The 16,611-nt window shown below is 69.0% G+C and carries 14 protein-coding genes; 9 read left to right on the plus strand and 5 right to left on the minus strand.

Annotation, left to right across the window (positions count from 1 at the left end; translation table 11 throughout):
* Nucleotides 1-29 precede the first annotated feature (29 nt).
* A complete protein-coding gene (locus tag F0357_RS11395; protein WP_153481333.1) occupies nt 30-1,142 on the minus strand; it encodes a PLP-dependent cysteine synthase family protein in 1,113 nt (370 codons plus the stop codon).
* A gap of 263 nt (nt 1,143-1,405) precedes the next feature.
* On the opposite strand from F0357_RS11395, the gene F0357_RS11400 reads away from it, so the two are divergent.
* The 4 genes from F0357_RS11400 (at nt 1,406) to F0357_RS11415 (ending at nt 7,013) form a co-directional block, all read left to right on the plus strand.
* Nucleotides 1,406-2,821, plus strand: a complete 1,416-nt coding sequence (locus F0357_RS11400) for a diguanylate cyclase domain-containing protein (RefSeq protein WP_208948295.1) — start codon at nt 1,406-1,408, stop codon at nt 2,819-2,821.
* Between the two features lie 156 nt (nt 2,822-2,977).
* The gene (locus F0357_RS11405; RefSeq protein WP_208948296.1) at nt 2,978-3,559 is read left to right on the plus strand and encodes a TetR/AcrR family transcriptional regulator; all 582 of its coding nucleotides are present in this window, start codon (nt 2,978-2,980) and stop codon (nt 3,557-3,559) included.
* The gene (locus F0357_RS11410) at nt 3,559-5,379 is read left to right on the plus strand and encodes a CocE/NonD family hydrolase (RefSeq protein WP_153481348.1); all 1,821 of its coding nucleotides are present in this window, start codon (nt 3,559-3,561) and stop codon (nt 5,377-5,379) included. The genes F0357_RS11405 and F0357_RS11410 overlap by 1 nt, the downstream gene beginning before the upstream one ends.
* A gap of 107 nt (nt 5,380-5,486) precedes the next feature.
* A complete protein-coding gene (locus F0357_RS11415; protein WP_153481352.1) occupies nt 5,487-7,013 on the plus strand; it encodes a (5-formylfuran-3-yl)methyl phosphate synthase in 1,527 nt (508 codons plus the stop codon).
* On the opposite strand, the gene F0357_RS11420 is transcribed toward F0357_RS11415, so the two are convergent.
* On the minus strand, nt 6,982-7,563 hold the full coding sequence (locus F0357_RS11420; RefSeq protein WP_153481355.1) for an AAA family ATPase: 582 nt from the start codon (nt 7,561-7,563) through the stop codon (nt 6,982-6,984). The two genes, F0357_RS11415 and F0357_RS11420, sit on opposite strands and share 32 nt — an antisense overlap.
* Before the next feature lie 114 nt (nt 7,564-7,677).
* On the opposite strand from F0357_RS11420, the gene F0357_RS11425 reads away from it, so the two are divergent.
* Nucleotides 7,678-8,031 (plus strand): tRNA-binding protein, encoded by a 354-nt coding sequence (locus tag F0357_RS11425; RefSeq protein WP_153481358.1) that lies wholly within the window; start codon nt 7,678-7,680, stop codon nt 8,029-8,031.
* A gap of 12 nt (nt 8,032-8,043) precedes the next feature.
* Here F0357_RS11425 and F0357_RS11430 read toward each other — a convergent pair whose 3' ends face one another.
* Nucleotides 8,044-9,393 (minus strand): ATP-binding protein, encoded by a 1,350-nt coding sequence (locus F0357_RS11430; protein ID WP_312861704.1) that lies wholly within the window; start codon nt 9,391-9,393, stop codon nt 8,044-8,046.
* Between the two features lie 660 nt (nt 9,394-10,053).
* Here F0357_RS11430 and F0357_RS11435 point away from each other — a divergent pair.
* The gene (locus F0357_RS11435) at nt 10,054-10,656 is read left to right on the plus strand and encodes a helix-turn-helix domain-containing protein (RefSeq protein WP_153481362.1); all 603 of its coding nucleotides are present in this window, start codon (nt 10,054-10,056) and stop codon (nt 10,654-10,656) included.
* 598 nt (nt 10,657-11,254) lie between these two features.
* Nucleotides 11,255-12,646 carry a porin gene (locus tag F0357_RS11440; RefSeq protein ID WP_153481366.1) on the plus strand — a complete coding sequence of 464 codons (1,392 nt, stop codon included), beginning with the start codon at nt 11,255-11,257 and terminating at the stop codon, nt 12,644-12,646.
* A gap of 125 nt (nt 12,647-12,771) precedes the next feature.
* On the opposite strand, the gene F0357_RS11445 is transcribed toward F0357_RS11440, so the two are convergent.
* Complete coding sequence (locus F0357_RS11445; RefSeq protein ID WP_153481369.1) at nt 12,772-13,494, minus strand: response regulator; 723 nt, start codon at nt 13,492-13,494, stop codon at nt 12,772-12,774.
* On the minus strand, nt 13,491-14,045 hold the full coding sequence (locus tag F0357_RS11450; protein ID WP_153481373.1) for a MarR family winged helix-turn-helix transcriptional regulator: 555 nt from the start codon (nt 14,043-14,045) through the stop codon (nt 13,491-13,493). The genes F0357_RS11445 and F0357_RS11450 overlap by 4 nt, the downstream gene beginning before the upstream one ends.
* Nucleotides 14,046-14,313: 268 nt before the next feature.
* On the opposite strand from F0357_RS11450, the gene F0357_RS11455 reads away from it, so the two are divergent.
* Nucleotides 14,314-15,213 (plus strand): branched-chain amino acid aminotransferase, encoded by a 900-nt coding sequence (locus F0357_RS11455; RefSeq protein ID WP_153481378.1) that lies wholly within the window; start codon nt 14,314-14,316, stop codon nt 15,211-15,213.
* Nucleotides 15,214-15,346: 133 nt separating this feature from the next.
* A complete protein-coding gene (locus F0357_RS11460; protein WP_153481382.1) occupies nt 15,347-16,609 on the plus strand; it encodes a cytochrome P450 in 1,263 nt (420 codons plus the stop codon).
* The last annotated feature ends 2 nt before the right edge of the window (nt 16,610-16,611 follow it).

Below are 16,611 nucleotides of genomic sequence, written 5' to 3' on the forward strand. Positions count from 1 at the left end.
GTCGGACCGAGGCCCGTCGCCGCCCTCGATCATGTGATCGGCGCGCCTTCGTGAAAGAAGCGGTCCATCGCCGCCCGCCACCGGGCGACGTCGAGGCCGCGGGCGGCGAGCCAGGCGGGATCGTAGAGGCTCGACCGGTAGCGCTCGCCGGAATCGCACAGGAGGCTGACGACCGATCCCGTCTCGCCGCGCGCCGCCATCTCGCTGATGAGGACCGCGCAGGCCCAGATGTTGGTGCCGGTCGAGCCGCCGCACGGCTTGCCGATGACGGCGCTCACCGCCTGCATGGCGGCGACGCTCGCGGCATCGGGCACCGCCATCATGCGATCGACCACGTCGGGATTGAACGACGGCTCGACGCGCGGCCGTCCGATGCCTTCGATCACGGCCGCGCCGGGTTCGGCGTTGCGCGTGTCGCGGTCGGCATAATGGCGGTGGAACACCGAGCCTTCCGGATCGGCGACGCACAGGCGCGTCGGATGCCGGCGATAGCGGACATAGCGGCCGAGGGTTGCGGAGGTGCCGCCGGTGCCGGCGCCGCAGACGAGCCAGGTCGGGATCGGGGCCGGCTCCAGCGCCATCTGGGAGAAGATCGACTCGGCGATGTTGTTGTTGCCGCGCCAGTCGGTCGCCCGCTCGGCATAGGTGAACTGGTCGATATAATGCCCGCCGGTCTCGGCCGCGAGGCGCCGCGCCTCGTCGTAGACGCTGCGCGGATCATGGACGAGGTGGCACTCGCCGCCCTGGAATTCGATCGCGGCGATCTTCTCGGGCGAGGTGGTGCGCGGCATTACCGCGATGAAGCGCAGGCCGAGGAGACGGGCGAAATAGGCCTCCGACACCGCGGTCGAACCGCTCGAGGTCTCGATCACCGCCGTCTTCGGGCCGATCCAGCCGTTGCACAGGGCATAGAGAAAGAGCGAGCGGGCGAGCCGGTGCTTCAGGCTGCCGGTCGGATGGCTCGATTCATCCTTCAGATAGAGCGTGATACCCGGAAATTTCGGCAGCTCGACGCGGATCAGGTGGGTGTCCGAGGAGCGGTTGAAATCGGCCTCGATGCGGGCCACCGCCTCGTCGAGCCAGGTGCGTTCGGCGCAAGGCGGGACGGCGGGATGGATGGAGCGGGTCGCAGGCAGCGGCATTTCGGGTCCGATTGTCTCGATCGTTTGGTTCAGGTGCGGCCAGCCAGCCCGCGCTGTCAACGAGGGAAGCCGGGTTGCGATGGCGGGCAATGATGGTCCGCACCGACGCGGTCGCCGGTGAAGCCACAGTCAAGGCGCAGCGATCGATCGGCCCAGAAATATTCCGGACAGAGGCAAGGCGGAACCATAGGCGGGCCACGTCGGCGTCCCATATTCGGCTGCTCGAAACGTTTCTAGGTCGGGATGGGACCTGATCGATGCGGATGATTGAGACCAAAGCGGACCCGCGCGGAGACGCCTCACCCTTCGCGCCGCTCCTGTTGCTCGCGCGGCGGACGCTCGGGGCTTCCGGCGCCGCCGTGTGGCGGCGCACCGCGCGGGCTCTTCTGTATGTCGGCGGCGAGGCGGATGCGTCGCCGCTCGCGGCTGCGTTCTGCGTGGCCGTCGCCGAGCGCGGCCGTCCGCTCGCGGTCGAGGATTTCGCCGGCGATGTCCGCTTTGCCGAGAAGGCCGCCCGCTGCGGTCTGCGCGCGGCGATCGGCGTGCCGCTGCCGGATGCCGCCGGTCCCGGCGCGGGAATTCTCGCCGTGTTCTGCGACACGCCGCGAATCTTCGGACGCGACGACATCGAGCGTTTGGGGGAATGCGGGGCCGTCGCCGCCGCGCTGCTGCGCGCGGATGCCGACGGAGCCACGGATCCGTTTGGCGCGAACGGTCGGCTCGGGACCGATCTCGCGGCGTGGTCGGGGGAGGTGATCGGGCCGCAGCCCGCGGGCGAGGGAACTCGCTCCCTCTACGACCGGGCTTCGGCCCTCGCCAAGATCGGGGCGTGGGAGTGCGACCTCACCACCGGCCGCCTGACCTGGACCGACGGCGTCTACGACATCTTCGAGCTGCCGCGCGGCATCGCCATCACCCGCGAACAGGTTCTCGCCCTCTATTTCAAGGATTCGCGGCGGGAGATGGAACGCCAGCGCCGCCGCGCCATCGAAAGCGGCGAGAGCTTCGTCCTCGACATCCGCATCCGCACCGCCATGGGAAACCAGAAATGGGTGCGGCTGACCGGCGACGTGGAGACGGTCGCCGGCCGGCGGGCACGTGTCTACGGGTTGAAGCAGGACGTCACCGCCGAGCACGAGCGCTTCGAACAGCTCCGCACCCTCGCCGAATTCGATCCGCTGACCGGCCTGCCGAACCGCCGGGCCTTCCAGACGGCGCTCGCCGGCGCGCTGACGGCGGGGGATCGCCGCCGCGCGGCGACTGCGCTCCTCCTCCTCGACCTCGACGGCTTCAAGCAGCTCAACGACACGCTCGGCCACGGCGCTGGCGACGCCTGCCTGCGCCAGGTCTCGGCGATCCTGCGCCGCGTCCTCAAGGATGCCGACATGATCGCCCGGATCGGCGGCGACGAGTTCGCGATCATCACACGGGTGCCGCGCGATCCGCGCCGGCTCGACGCGCTGTGCGCCCGCCTTCTCGCTGCGATCCGCAAGCCGATGAAACTCGACGGCAATCTTTGGCAGGTCGGTGCCTCGGTCGGCCTCGCACGCCTCGGCGCGCACAGCGCCGGCACCGCCGAGGCGGTCTTCGCGGAGGCCGACGCGGCGCTCTATGCCGCCAAGCGCGGCGGTCGCGATACCCATCGTATCGCCGACGACGGCAGCCCGGCGGAGACCTGACGGCCCCGGGCGTCGGCTGGCGCGCGGACCCTTGACGGGCACGCGGGCACGCGGCATTGGTTGGTATACCAATCAATGCCGGCCGTGGCGCAGGCGGTTGCCCCAGCGCCGCCTGCTCCGAGATCGCTTTCCGAGATCTCCGCCCGAGGTGTGCCCGTGTCCGTTCCAGACCTCCGCGCCAAGATCCTCGGCGAGGCGATCGCGATCCTGCGGGAACACGGGCTCGCGGGTCTGACCCAGCCGCGCGTCGCCAAGGCGGCCGGCGTCACCCAGAGCCACCTGACCTATTATTTCCCGACCCGCGCCGATCTCCTCGCCGCCGTGCTGGAGCGTGCGGCGGCGGGCCAGCGGGCCGGCATCGGGGCGGCGCTCGCCGCTGCGCCGAACGGGCCGGAGGCGCTCGCCGACGCGCTCGGCGACGCGCTGTCGCGGCCGGAGAATACCCGCGTTCTCGTATCGCTCGTGCTCGCCGCCGATGCCGACCCGGCGTTCCGGACGCTCTATCGCTCGCTCGCCGGCGGCGTGCGCGGCGAGGTCGGCGAGGCGCTCGCCGCCCTCGGCGTCACGGCCGACCCGGCGACCGTCACCATGGTCCACGCCCTCGGTACCGGGCTCGCGGTGCTCGGCCTCGCCCTCGGGCCCGAGGAGGCCGGCGCGATCGCCGCCCGCGCCCTCACCGATCTCTTCCGTCTTCTCCAGCAACGCGTGCCCGCGCCGGGCCGTGGGGAACCGTCCTGATGCCCGCTTGGCTCGACAATCTCATTCCGCTCAAGGCGCCGCGCCTCGACCACGAGCAATATGCCGGATGGACGCCGCGGGCGGTGGCGCGCCGGGGGCTCGGCTGCCGGCTCCTCGCCGACGAGCGCATCCCGGTCGCGGGCGGCGTGACGCTCTCGGCCGACGTCTACGTGCCGAAGACGCCCGGCCGCTATCCGGCGATCGTGCAGTTCGCAGCCTACAGCCGGGAACTCCACACCGCCGGCGTGCCGACCGGCAGCAACGAAATCGGCAGCCCGCCGGTCTTCACCGATCGCGGCTATGGCCAAGTCGTCGTCATGCGGCGGGGCATGGGGCGCTCGGGCGGCGAGATGGCGCCGTTCCTGAGCGATGCGGACGTCGACGACCACGAAGCCTGCATCGCCTGGGCGGCGGCGCAGCCTTGGTGCGACGGTCGCGTCGTGCTGTTCGGCACTTCTTATTACGGCATGACCCAGCCGCTCGTCGCGGTGCGCCGGCCGCCGGCTTTGAAGGCCTTCTTCTGCAACGAGATCTGCACCGACTATTTCCGCCAGATCACGCAGTTCGGCGGCGCGCCGGGCCTGTTCTTCGCCAATCTGTGGATGGGCGCCAACTTTCCCGAGGCGATGGTGCGCCTGCGCGTCCCGCCAGTCGTCCGCGCGGCGCTGAGCCACGTCCTGAACTCGCCGCTGAAGCGGCTTTGGGAGCCCGTTTTGATGAAGCAAGTGGACGGGCTGTTCCGCAAATTCATGAGCGCGACGCCGGTGCGTCCGGTGCGCGATTGGTGGGTCAACTGGCTGATCGACGGCAAGACGCGGGAGACCTCAATCATTCCCGCCGGGCCGGCCGGGCGGCTCGACCGCATCGAGGTGCCGTTCGTGGTTGCGCAGAACCTCGGCTATTTCAACCTGCACCAGTTCGGCTGCTACGACCTGTTCCAGAATGCCGGCACGCCGCAGGGCCGGAAATGGATGATCCTCGCCAAGCCCCACTACGAGCTGCCGGTCTATGCGTGGCAGCTTGAGGCGCTGGCCTTCTTCGACCACATCCTCCACGGCACCGACAACGGCTATGCCGACGAGCCGCCGGTCCGCTATTGGCTGGACGGGGCGGAGCGCTTCGTCGGCGCGGCGGATTTCCCTGTGCCGGGGCATGAGGTCGTCCGCTTCCGGCTGGCCTCGGGCGGGGTGGACCAAGCCCGGCATCGCCTCGTCGAAGAGGAGCCCGGCGAGGCATCGAACGGGGACACCGTTCAGCCGGACGCCGGGTCGAATCGGTCGTCCAACACCTGGATCGCGATTCCCCTCGGGCTTCCCGTCGTCGGCGGCCTCGACGAGGTGGCGCCGCAGGTGCTGAGCTTCGAGGCGCCGGTCGTGCGGACGATGGATCTCGCCGGTCCCGTGACGCTCCGTCTGCGCTTCAGCAGCAACGAGATCGATTCCCACGTGGTGGCCCGGCTCGGCCGCGTCGCGGCGGACGGCACCTTCCGCCTCCTGTCGCTCGGTACGATCAGCCCGGCGCGCCGCCGCATCGACGGGGCGCGCTCCACCGCCTGCGAAATCGCCATCGACACCACCCGGCCGGAACCACTGCTGCCGGGCGAGCCGGTCGATCTCGTCTTCAGCCTGACGATCGGCCCGGTGCGCCTTCAGCCGGGCGAGCGCCTGCGCCTCGACATCGCGAGCCGGACCGATCTCCTGCGCAGCAACGTGAGCGAAGGCTATGTCCAGTTCGACATGCCGGTGCCGCCTTATCTCGCGCGCAACACTCTCCATTACGGCCCCGAGACGGTGCTCGAGGTGCATCGGGTCGCCGGGTGAGGGGACCCGCACCGGGCGTGATGTCGCCTCCGTCCCTTGCCTCGCCCTCCGCGGAGCGCGAAGGTGCGGGCGGGCCGCGCGAGCGCGGTCGGCGATGGTTGAGAGACATGGTTGAGAGAGAAGGGCCGTTCGCGGCCGGGCCGGGACTGCTCGTCAGTGCGCGGGATGCCGCCGAGGCGCTCGTCGCGCTCGCGGGCGGGGCCGACGTCATCGACCTCAAGGAGCCGCACGAGGGGGCGCTCGGCGCCGTGGCGCCTGCGGTGCTCGCAGAAGCGGTCGCGGCCGTGGCGGGCCGCCGCCTCGTCAGCGCCACCACCGGCGACCTGCCGGCCGACGCGATCGACGCCATCGTGTCCCGCGCCCGCGCCACCGCCGCCGCGGGCGTCGATTATGTGAAAATCGGGCTCTTCCCCGGACCGGTCCTGCCTCTGATCGCCGCCCTCGGCGAAGCGTTGGCGGCGCCCTCTTCCTTCTCCTCGACATGGAGAGAAGGGGACGGCGCACGCCTTGAGGTCGCCGCGTCTCACCCTCCCCTGGAGGGGGAGGGTCGGCGCGCAGCGCCGGGGTGGTGTGATGCGCCGTCGCCGACCGCCCCGCCATCCGCCCGCCTCGTCGCCGTCCTGTTCGCCGATGCCGGATACGATCCGGCGCTGTTCGCGTCGCTCGCCGCGGCCGGTTTCGCCGGGGTCGTCATCGACACCGCGGACAAGAAAGCCGGCCGCCTGCTCGACCATCTCGACCGCCCCGCGCTCGCCGTCGCCATCGCTCATGCCCGGCGCGCCGGGCTCTTTCTCGGCCTCGCCGGCTCGCTGCGCCGCGCCGATATCGCGGCGCTGGCGCCGCTCGGTCCCGACCTGATCGGCTTCCGGGGGCCGCCTGCCGCGCCGCCGACCGCACGGCGGGTCTCGCCGCCGAGGCGGTGGCGGCGCTTGCGGCCGATCTCGCGGCGACCCGCGCCCGGGCGGCCTGAGCGCATGCCATCCGGGGCCATGGGTCCGCCGCGGCCCGTCGTCGTCAAGGTCGGCGGCAGCCTCGTCCGCGCGGGCCGTTACGGCGGCGCGCTCGGCGTCCTCGCCGACAGTCCTCATCCGGTCGTCCTGGTGCCCGGCGGCGGCGCGTTCGCCGATGCGGTGCGCGCCGCCCAGGCGATCGACGGCTTCGACGACGGGCTCGCCCACCGCCTCGCGGTCAGGGCCATGGGGATGGTCGCGGAAATCCTCGTCGCCGCCAGCCCCGACCGGCTGTCGCTCGCCGCGAGCGCCGACGAGATCGCTGCCGTGCTCGCCGCCGGCCGGGTCCCGGTGTGGATGCCCGAGCCGATGGTGATCGGCGCCCCCGACATCGCCGAGAGCTGGAGCATCACCTCCGACAGTCTCGCGGTCTGGCTCGCCGGCCGGATCGGCGCCCGCGCCGTTCTGCTCCTCAAGTCCGTGGACGCGGGCGCGGCGACCATCGCCGCCGCAGACGCCGTCGCGGCGGGCCTGGTGGACGAGGCGCTGCCGGCCTTCGCCGCGGCGTCCGATCTTCCGATCCGCCTCATCGGCCCCGCGGACGCGGCGTCTCTGCCGATCGCACTCGCCGGCGGGGCGGCCGGCACCCGGCTCAGTCCGGCTGGCCGAGCCGCTTCAGAATGAAATCCGCGCGGGCGGCGACGCTGCTCTTCGGCAGCGGCACGGTCTCGTAGCCGAGGGCGGGGTAGCACGCGGCGAGCCGCTCAGACTCGGCAACCGCCGCGTCGAAGCCGTGGCGCCGGTCGGCGTCGGTGCCGTAGATCTCGGGCCAGGGCGGCGCGACGAAGACGCGGCGGTGGTATCGGTGCCGCCGGTAAAGCGCGCCGAGGGCGGGCTCGCCGGTTGCGTGCTGCAAGGCCGCGGCCGCGTCCACCAGCCCGCGATCGAAGAAGATCCAGCCCGGCTTCCCCGCCGCCGCGCGCCGGTCTTCGATCGCCATGCCGATCGCACGCCGCGCGAAGGCGGCGAGATCGATCCACGGCAGGGCGCTGCCGCCCGCCGCGCGTTCTCGCTCGACGATGCGCCGCCCCGGCTCGGCGACCGTCGGAAAGCCGCGCCGCGCGAGCTCGGCAAGGAGCGTGGACTTCCCCCCGCCGGAGGCGCCGGTGAGAACGACGAAGCGATCCGCCGCCGCAGCCACCTCCGAGCCTTCATCTCCGAGCGGGTCGGTCATGTCGTCGCTCTCTGCGATCGTGGTCGCGGCATCGCCGGGCTTGATCTCGGCCGCAGCGCTCTCCTATGCCGGGGAACGTGTGCATCCGGCTTTTCTCCTTCCGCGAGGCTTTCCATGACCGAAGACGCCGCCGGCCCGATCACCTACGACGAGTTCCTTAAGGTCGATATCCGCGTCGGCACGGTGGTCGAGGCAGAGCCCTATCCGGAGGCGCGCAAGCCCGCGATCAAGCTCAGAATCGATTTCGGCGGCACGATCGGCATCAAGAAATCGTCGGCGCAGATCACGGTGCATTACCGCCCGGAGGACCTGATCGGGCGCCAGGTGCTGGCGGTCGTCAACTTCCCGCCCCGGCAGATCGGCAAGTTCGTCTCCGAAGTGCTCACCCTCGGCGTGCCGGACGAAGACGGCTCCGTGGTGCTGATCCGTCCCGATCTCGCGGTGCCTGGGGGCGGCCGGCTGTTCTGAGCGACGGCAGCCTCAGCCGGGTACGCGCACCCGGACGCGCAAGCCGCCGAGCGGCGCGTCGCCGAGCACCACGTCGCCGCCGTGGCCGCGCGCCACGTCGCGGGCGATGGTGAGGCCGAGGCCGGTGCCGCTGCGGTCCTGGTTGCGGGCCGAATCGAGGCGGAAGAAGGGGCGGAACACCGCTTCCCGCATCTCCGCCGGAATGCCGGGGCCGTCGTCGTCGACGATCACCGTCACCCAGCCGTCGGTGTGGCGCGCGGCGATCTCGATGGTGCGGGCGTAGCGCGCGGCGTTGAGGATGACGTTGGTCACGAGGCGGCGGAAGGCGTTCGGCTTCACGACGATGGTCGGCTCGCCCTCGAAGGTCCAGCGCACGCTGGCGCCTTGGGCGATGGCGTCCTCGGCCGCGTCGTCGATCATCTCGGTGAGGTCGACCTTGTCCGATTGCTCATCGCCGTCGCCGCGGGCGAAGGCGAGATAGGCCTCGAGCATCGCGTTCATCTCGTCGACGTCGGACTTGAGCGCGGCAACCTCCTCGCCCTCGCCGAGGAAGGCGAGTTCCAGCCGGAACCGGGTCAGGATGGTGCGCAGGTCGTGGGACACGCCGGCGAGCATCGTCGTGCGCTGCTCCATCTGCCGCTCGATGCGGCGGCGCATCTCGAGGAAGGCGAGCGCCGCCTGACGCACCTCGAGCGCGCCGCGCGGGCGGAAATTGTCGACCGGCCGGCCGCGGCCGAAGCTCTCGGCCGCGCTCGCGAGCTGCTGGATCGGGCGGATCTGGTTGCGCAGGAACAGGATTGCGATGGCGATCAGCACGAGCGACGTGCCGACCATCCAGACCAGGAAGATGTGGGCGTTCGACGCGTAGGTCTGGCTGCGGCGGGCGAAGACGCGGAGGATCTTGGTGCCGAGATCGATGCGGATCTCGACATAATCCGAGCGCCCGACCGTATCGATCCAGAAGGGGCGCCCGACTTCCGTCGAGATCAGCGTCGAGAGCGTGCGGTCGAGCAGGGCGAAGAAGGGCTTCGGGGCCGGCGGCGGCAGCGGGCCTGCCGGCAGGACCTGGGCGTTGAGATCGAGCTTGTCGCGTGCGAGCACGGTGAAGTGCTCGTAATTCTTATCCTGCGGATAATCCTCGAGGACGTAGATGAGCGCGGTGATGTCGCGCACCGTCGCCTCGGAAAGATGGCGCGTCACGAGTTCCCAATGGCGCTGCATGAAGACGTAGGCGACCACCGACTGGAGCAGGATGACGGGCAGCACCATGATGAGCAGCGAGCGCGGAAACAGGCGCTTCGGCAGCGAGGCGTAGAGCAGGCTCGCGGGCAGCTTGGCGATCTGGCCGGCGCGGCGGCCGATCTCCACCAGGACGCCGAGACGGGACCGGCGCGGTGCCGGCTCCGCGGTGCGGTCCGATGGCGCTGAGGCGCCGATCCGGTCGGCGATCTCGGTCTGCTCGGTCAAGCGCGTGCACTCTCCGTTGGCGGCCTGGCGCCGCCGTGGCCTCCCGGCCGGCGTCATTCCCGTCAGTTTACGCCGGTACATGCACCAACGTCGCCGGAAAGTGCATCCTTTCCGTGACTGCGCGCCGGCGTGACGCGTCACGCGGCGAAGCTGACAAATTATGTCGCGAGGACACGCTTTCGCAATGTCCAGCAATATAGAGATAAAAGTGAAATATTGTGAAACAAGATGAAAAGTAGACTCGAAATCGGACCGAAAATTTCCCCAGACGATGCCTGTCTTCGATAACGATCTTATGACAGCCTGAATTTCAGTCGACAGGTGAAGATGTAGACCCGAATCGACAGGATCTTCGCTGCGGTTCCCGCACCCCGATAGACGCAACTATTTTTGGTTGCGGATGCACGTTGGTGAGATCGAGCCAGGGAGTTTCGCTGCGGTTCGGCAGGGGAGGCCGACGCAGACGCAGTCGTCTGCGGGCGCGAATGAGACAGAAGAACGCAAGTCCGCCCGCTCGCAGGGCGCGGGCCGGGTCACACGTCTGGACGAGAGATCATGAGCGGTCGCAAGAGCCTCGATCACGAGACCTCGGTTGCCATCGGCAAGCGCATCCGCGCCATCCGTGGCAACCGAACGCAGCAGGAATTCGCCGAGCTCATCGGTGTCGACCGCGCGACGCTTGCGAACTACGAGATCGGCCGTCGCACCCCGACCGCCGACACGATGAACACGATTTCGGACGTGTCGGGCGTGCCTCTCGCGGAATTGTTCTTCGGCGAGGCCCGCACGCCCGGTCGATCGTTCCGCGAGGTCGAGACGATCCTCGCCGAGGAGATGGAGAAGCGGCCCGGCTTTCTGCCCCGGTGCGCGATCTCCGACGACGAGATCGCGCTCCTGAAGGTGCTTCGCGCCTTCAACGGCACGGCCCTGGGGCGCTCCTTCATCGACCTCGTCAGCGAGATGCTCGGCCAATATCGGCGCCTCGACGCGGACGAAAACGGTCCGGTGATCGAGCCGGAGGATCTCGACCGCCTGCTCGAGATCGCCGCGCGCGGCCGGTTCGCGACGGGCTTCGATCCGGTGATCCAGCTCATCCGCCACATCGCCCCGTCGGCGCTCCCGAGCGCGTCGGTCCGGGCCTTCGAGCGGATCGGCTGACGCCGCGAGGCCCGGACGGAATGGCTTTTCAGAACCTCGCTTGCGTTCGGCAAGCGAGGTTGTTGCGTTATCGAAACCTTTCATATTATACGATGCGAGGCGCAGATCGCGGCGCAATGCGCTCGCGCGACTTCGACATCGCAGCTTTGGTCGGGCCTGGGCGGGTCTATCGATTCGACCTTTGCTTTGGCGAGTGGACGGATCCGAGCGCAGCTTGAGATAGCTGCATGCGCGCCCCCAGTATCTCCGCCACCAGATCGCCCCAATCTAGAAAATACTAAGAAATAATCCGTATAAATTCGGAAACAAACGTGGTTTGGCGGTCACATGGCAGAAGTATAGGCCGAGACGCCGTCGTCGTTCCTGCCTTCTTCGTTGACTGGCAGGCGGCTCCAAATATCTTCGATCTCACTCCAGTCCGTTGGGAAGCCATGGACCTGAGTTGCCCCGGAAGACCGCAAGGCGAGGTTTTCAAGGGTGAAGAACTTGAATGCGCCGACACGTGACTCCCTGGCGAACACCGCAATAAGCGTCAGCTTAGGTGCCGCACGTGTCAGTAATTATCGGCGCCGAAGCTGAAAATTGTGGAGAATCACAGATGAAGATCAAGGGCGTCCTCCTGGGCATGGCCGGCATGGTTGCCGCGACCGGCGCCTACGCGGCCGATCTGCCCGCCGCTCCCGCGGCGCCGGAGCCGGTCGATTATGTCCGCGTCTGCGACGCGTTCGGCACCGGCTTCTTCTATATTCCGGGCACCGAGACCTGCATGAAGATCTCGGGCTACGTTCAGGCCGAGTACGATGTCGGCATCACCAACGGCTCCGCCGGTTCGCTGACCGGCAGCGGCTGGGGCGGTTCGTCGGCGAGCGGCAACTGGAGCGACCGCGACTCCAACACCTATCGCTTCCGTACCCGCGCCAACATCCGCTTCGACACCCGCACCAACACCGAATTCGGTCTGCTGCGGACCTACACGGAGATGAACTGGTACAACGACGACAACTCGTTCTCGTCGGACCTCGATAAGGCCTACATCCAGTTCGGCGGCCTGACCTTCGGTCGCGCCCAGTCGTTCTTCGACTTCTACACCGGCGTCGGCTACAACTCGATCTTCGAGCCGGCCCACTCCGACACGACCGCCAACCTGGCCGCCTACACCTTCGCCTTCGGCAACGGCCTCTCGGCCACGGCGTCGGTGGAAGACACGACGGCCCGCCGCACCAGCATCGGTTACGTCACGGGCGCGAGCTATGATCCGTCGACGGGCGTGCTCGACCTGACCAACGCCCAGGCGATGACCAACGGCTACGGCGGCTCGCGCATTCCGGACGTCGTCGCGAACTTCCGCGTCGATCAGGCGTGGGGCTCGGCGCAGGTCATGGCCGCTGGCCATCAGGTCTGGACCAGCACCGCGCTTGAAGAGAACGGCGCCGGCACCGCCACGGGCGTCGTCGATCCGTCGACCACGAGCAGCAAGTACGGCTTCGCCGTCGGCGCTGGCGTGACCGTCAACATGCCGTTCCTGGCGGCCGGCGACAACTTCAGCTTGCAGGGTGCGTACGCTCAGGGCGCGGTCAAGTATACCGCTCCGCAGGCGACCATCCAGTGGGTCAGCTACACCAACGGCGACCCGACCAGCTACGTCACCGGTGGCGTTCCGGACGGCTTCATCGACCCGGCCACCGGCCAGCTCAAGCTGACGCAGTCCTGGTCCGTCGCGGCCGGCCTGCAGCACTTCTTCACCCCGCAGGTCTATGCGGCGATCGACGGTTCGTACTTCGGTTCGAAGGTCGACCTCCCGGGCTCGAGCAACAGCCAGGTCAACAACTGGAACCTGACGGGCACCGTCGGTTACACCCCGGTTGCCGGCCTCGAGCTCGGCGCGGCGCTCGAATACATCAATTCCAGCGCCGACAACAACGACCTGACCGGTATCGTGAAGAGCGACAACCAGCTCATCGGTCTGGTTCGCGTTCAGCGCAACTTCTGATCCGGCGAAGGCGCTCGCGTTCCGAGCGCCTTCCAAAGATCGAGACACTGCAGCGGGCGGCCGTCGGGCCGCCCGTTTGCGTTTGTGCGCAACGAGGCCGAAACGATTCGGACGGCGTCCGGCGCTCAGGTCGCCATCAGGCGATAGCCGATGCCGCGCACGGTCTGGAGATGAACGGGGTTCGCCGGATCGATCTCGATCTTGCGGCGGAGCCGGTTGATCTGGACGTCCACCGTCCGCTCGCTCAGCGCCTCGTCCCGCCCGGCGAGGAGATGGCGGGCGACCGTCTCCCCTGGCTTTTCGGCGAAGGTCTTGAGCAGCCAGCGCTCCCGATCGGTGAGCCGCACCGGCGCGCCGTCGCGGCTCAGCTCCTGGCGGTCGAGATCGAATTGGAACGGGCCGAACGCGACGGTGCCGGACGTCATCGGCGCGGCGCTGCGGCGCCGGCGCAAGAGGTTGGCGAGGCGCAGGAGGAGCTCGCGCGGCTCGAACGGTTTCGTGAGATAATCGTCCGCCCCGGTTTCGAGCCCCTCGATGCGATGCGACGGGTCGGCGCGGGCCGTCAGCATGAGGACCGGTACGTCGAGCCGCGCCTTCAGGGCCGCCGTGAGCGAGAGGCCGCTCTCGCCGGGCATCATCACGTCGACCACGAGGGCGTCGAAGCTCAGGCTCTCGATCTTGCGGCGCGCTTCCGCCGAATCCTCCGCCACCGTCACCCGGTAGCCGTTGTCGGCGAGATAGCGCCGGATCAGGCCGCGGATGCGGCTGTCGTCGTCGACCACCAGGAGGTGGGGCGCGTCGTCGGGCAGCACGGGCAGGTCGGCGGGCAAGTTTGCGGAACCGGTCATGAGGCGTCGTCTCCGCCGTCTTCGTCGTCGTTGCGGGTGGGCGGGGCTCCGCGGTCTTCCATGGCGGCGAGCGCGGCGAGGAAGCGGCGGGTGTCGTGCTCCGCGCTCGGAGGAAGACCCTGGAGAGCCTTGGAGATCAGGTCCGATTGCAAGCCGGCGAGCTCGCCGGCGAGGCTACGGCCCGCCGCCGTGGCGTAAAGCAGGCGTTGGCGCCGGTCGGCCGGCCCGGGGCGCTGCTCGATGAAACCGGTATCGACGAGCTGCTTCAGCACGCGACCGAGGCTCTGCTTGGTGATCTTTAGAACTTCGAGCAACTCGGTGACGCTCATGCCCGGATTGCGGCTCACGAAGTGCAGCACGCGGTGGTGCGCGCGGCCGAAGCCGTAATCGGCGAGAATGCGGTCGGGACCGCCGATGAAGGCGCGGTAGGCGAAGAAGAGAAGTTCTATCACCTCGAAATGCGGCACCGGAGTGCCGGCACGGATGTCCGATCCCGGTTCCGCCACGGAGGGCGGCCGGGAGGGAGGCAGCTCGGAAACTACGTCAGCCATATTGACATAATCGCGTACGAAGATTACTTCAAAGCCAGTCTCGACGAAACGATCGAATGCGGTCGGACCCTCGAGCGGCCCATCGCCCCCTCCGGCCCCGTCGGATTCGCGGCGCCGGGTCGCGTCGCAACCGACCCGCCGGGAGGATATCGACACTTTCGCCGCGACGCAAAACGGCGCCGATCCGCGGCACCGCAGCGTGGCCTCCGGCTCATCCCCCCTTGGACGGCGGATCGCGAGCCGGCAACATCTTCAGGAGTGCATCAAAATGGCCGGGCAGCCCTTCGACAAGCGCGACGGCGTCATCTGGATGGATGGCAAGTTCGTTCCTTGGGGCGACGCGAACGTGCATGTGCTGACCCACGGCTTGCACTATGCGAGCTGCGTGTTCGAGGGCGAGCGGGCCTATGGCGGCGAAGTCTTCAAGCTCGCCGAGCACACCGATCGCCTCATCGAATCGGGCCGCATCCTGGGCTTCCAGATCCCGTTCTCGGCCGATGAGATCAACCGCGCCCACCGCGAACTGCTCGCCCGCATGAACTTCCGCGACGCCTATATCCGTCCGGTCGCCTGGCGCGGCAGCGAGATGATGGGCGTCTCGGCGCAGCACAACACGATCCACCTCGCCATCGCGGCGTGGCAGTGGCCGAGCTATTTCGATGCCGAGCAGCGCCTCAAGGGCATCCGCCTCGACATTTCGGAATGGCGCCGTCCGGACCCGCGGACGATCCCGTCCAAGGCGAAGGCCGCCGGCCTCTACATGATCTGCACGCTCTCCAAGCATGCGGCCGAGAACAAGGGCTATGCCGACGCGCTGATGTTCGATTGGCGCGGCCGCATCGCCGAGGCGACGGGCGCGAACGTGTTCTTCGTCAAGGAGGGCAAGATCCACACGCCGGATCCGGACTGCTTCCTCAACGGCATCACCCGTCAGACGGTGGTCGCCCTCGCGAAGGCGCGCGGCATCGAAGTCGCCGAGCGGGCGATCGAGCCGGAGGAGATGGCGGGCTTCGAGGAGTGCTTCCTCACCGGCACCGCGGCGGAGGTGACGCCGGTCTCCGAGATCGGGCCCTACCGCTTCACGCCGGGCGCCATCACCAAGCTGTTGATGGACGATTACACGGCCGCGGTTCAGCCGAAGGCGGCGGAGCAGGCGAAGGCGAGCTGATCGGCCCCGCTTCGGCCCGCGCAGAGACGAAGAGGGCGGCGTGTCCAAGGGGCGCGCCGCCCTCTTCTTTTCCGGACGGCGGCGGATCGGATAGGGTCGGGCGACCCGCCTTAGAACGACCGGCCTCCTTGCAATGATCTCCGACGACGACCGACGGTCCCTGCCGTTCCGCTACGATCCCGCGACCCGCCATCTGCGGCTCGACGCCTCCGATCCCGCCTTCTACCAGGACCCGTACGCGACCTTTCGGGCGCTCCGGCGCGAGACCTCGGTCTTCTTCTGGGAGGAGAGCGCGGCGTGGTGCCTGATCGGGGCGGACGCCGTCTCGGCGCTATTGCGTGATCGCCGCTTCGGCCGCGAGATTCTCCACGTGGCGACCCGCGAGGAACTCGGCTGGCCGGAGATTCCGGACCGGCTGAAGCCCTTCTACGACATCGATGCCCATTCGATGCTGGAGCGCGAGCCGCCGGTCCACACTCGGCTGCGGGCGCTCGTCAACCGCGCGTTCGTCTCCCGGGCGATCGAGCGGCTGCGACCGCGCGTCGCCGCGCTGGCGAACGCGCTGATCGACGGCTTCGCGCCGTCCGGCGCCGTCGACCTCCTCGAGGCCTTCGCGACGCCGATCCCCGTCGTCGTCATCGCCGAGATGCTCGGCGTCCCGACCGAGATGGCGCCACAGCTTCTCGATTGGTCGCACCGGATGGTCGCGATGTATCAGGTGCGGCGGACCCCAGAGATCGAGGACGCCGCGGTCGCGGCGGCACGGGATTTCGCCGGCTTCATCCGTGATTATGTGGCCGAGCGGCGCAGCCGGCCCGGCGACGACCTCATCAGCGTGCTCATCGCGGCGGAAGAGGAGGGGGCGAAGCTCAGCGAGGACGAACTCGTCACGAGCTGCATCCTGCTCCTCAATGCCGGCCACGAGGCGACCGTCCACACCATCGGCAACGGGGTGAAGGCGATCCTCGAATCCGGGCGCGATCCCGCCGCTCTGTTCGCCGGTCCCGATGCGACCGAGGCGACCTGCGAGGAGATACTCCGCTTCGATCCGCCCCTCCACCTCTTCAAGCGCTACGCCCTCGAAGACGTCGAGGTGGAGGGCATTCGGCTGACGCGGGGCGACCAGATCGGGCTTCTGCTCGGTGCCGCCAATCGCGACCCCGCGCGCTGGGAGGCGCCGGACGTGTTCGATCCGTCGCGAGCGCTCAGGCCGCACGTTTCGTTCGGCGGCGGCATTCATTTCTGCATCGGGGCGCCGCTCGCCCGTCTCGAGCTCGCCGTCGCCCTGCCGATCCTGTTCGAGTGTCTGCCGGGCCTCAGGCTCGCGTCGCCGGCGCGCTACCGCGACGCGTACCATTTCCACGGCCTCGAGCGGCTGGACCTCGCCTGGGGCTGAGC

The organism is Segnochrobactrum spirostomi, assembly GCF_009600605.1.
GTDB lineage: Bacteria > Pseudomonadota > Alphaproteobacteria > Rhizobiales > Segnochrobactraceae > Segnochrobactrum > Segnochrobactrum spirostomi.

What these genes read in the sequence shown, in the direction of transcription:
- F0357_RS11395 (WP_153481333.1), bottom strand. Translation starts at nt 1,142, where the DNA reads ATGCCGCTGCCTGCGACCCGCTCCATCCATCCCGCCGTCCCGCCTTGC.
- F0357_RS11400 (WP_208948295.1), top strand. Translation starts at nt 1,406, where the DNA reads ATGATTGAGACCAAAGCGGACCCGCGCGGAGACGCCTCACCCTTCGCG.
- F0357_RS11410 (WP_153481348.1), top strand. Translation starts at nt 3,559, where the DNA reads ATGCCCGCTTGGCTCGACAATCTCATTCCGCTCAAGGCGCCGCGCCTC.
- F0357_RS11415 (WP_153481352.1), top strand. Translation starts at nt 5,487, where the DNA reads ATGGTTGAGAGAGAAGGGCCGTTCGCGGCCGGGCCGGGACTGCTCGTC.
- F0357_RS11420 (WP_153481355.1), bottom strand. Translation starts at nt 7,563, where the DNA reads ATGACCGACCCGCTCGGAGATGAAGGCTCGGAGGTGGCTGCGGCGGCG.
- F0357_RS11425 (WP_153481358.1), top strand. Translation starts at nt 7,678, where the DNA reads ATGACCGAAGACGCCGCCGGCCCGATCACCTACGACGAGTTCCTTAAG.
- F0357_RS11435 (WP_153481362.1), top strand. Translation starts at nt 10,054, where the DNA reads ATGAGCGGTCGCAAGAGCCTCGATCACGAGACCTCGGTTGCCATCGGC.
- F0357_RS11440 (WP_153481366.1), top strand. Translation starts at nt 11,255, where the DNA reads ATGAAGATCAAGGGCGTCCTCCTGGGCATGGCCGGCATGGTTGCCGCG.
- F0357_RS11445 (WP_153481369.1), bottom strand. Translation starts at nt 13,494, where the DNA reads ATGACCGGTTCCGCAAACTTGCCCGCCGACCTGCCCGTGCTGCCCGAC.
- F0357_RS11450 (WP_153481373.1), bottom strand. Translation starts at nt 14,045, where the DNA reads ATGGCTGACGTAGTTTCCGAGCTGCCTCCCTCCCGGCCGCCCTCCGTG.
- F0357_RS11455 (WP_153481378.1), top strand. Translation starts at nt 14,314, where the DNA reads ATGGCCGGGCAGCCCTTCGACAAGCGCGACGGCGTCATCTGGATGGAT.
- F0357_RS11460 (WP_153481382.1), top strand. Translation starts at nt 15,347, where the DNA reads ATGATCTCCGACGACGACCGACGGTCCCTGCCGTTCCGCTACGATCCC.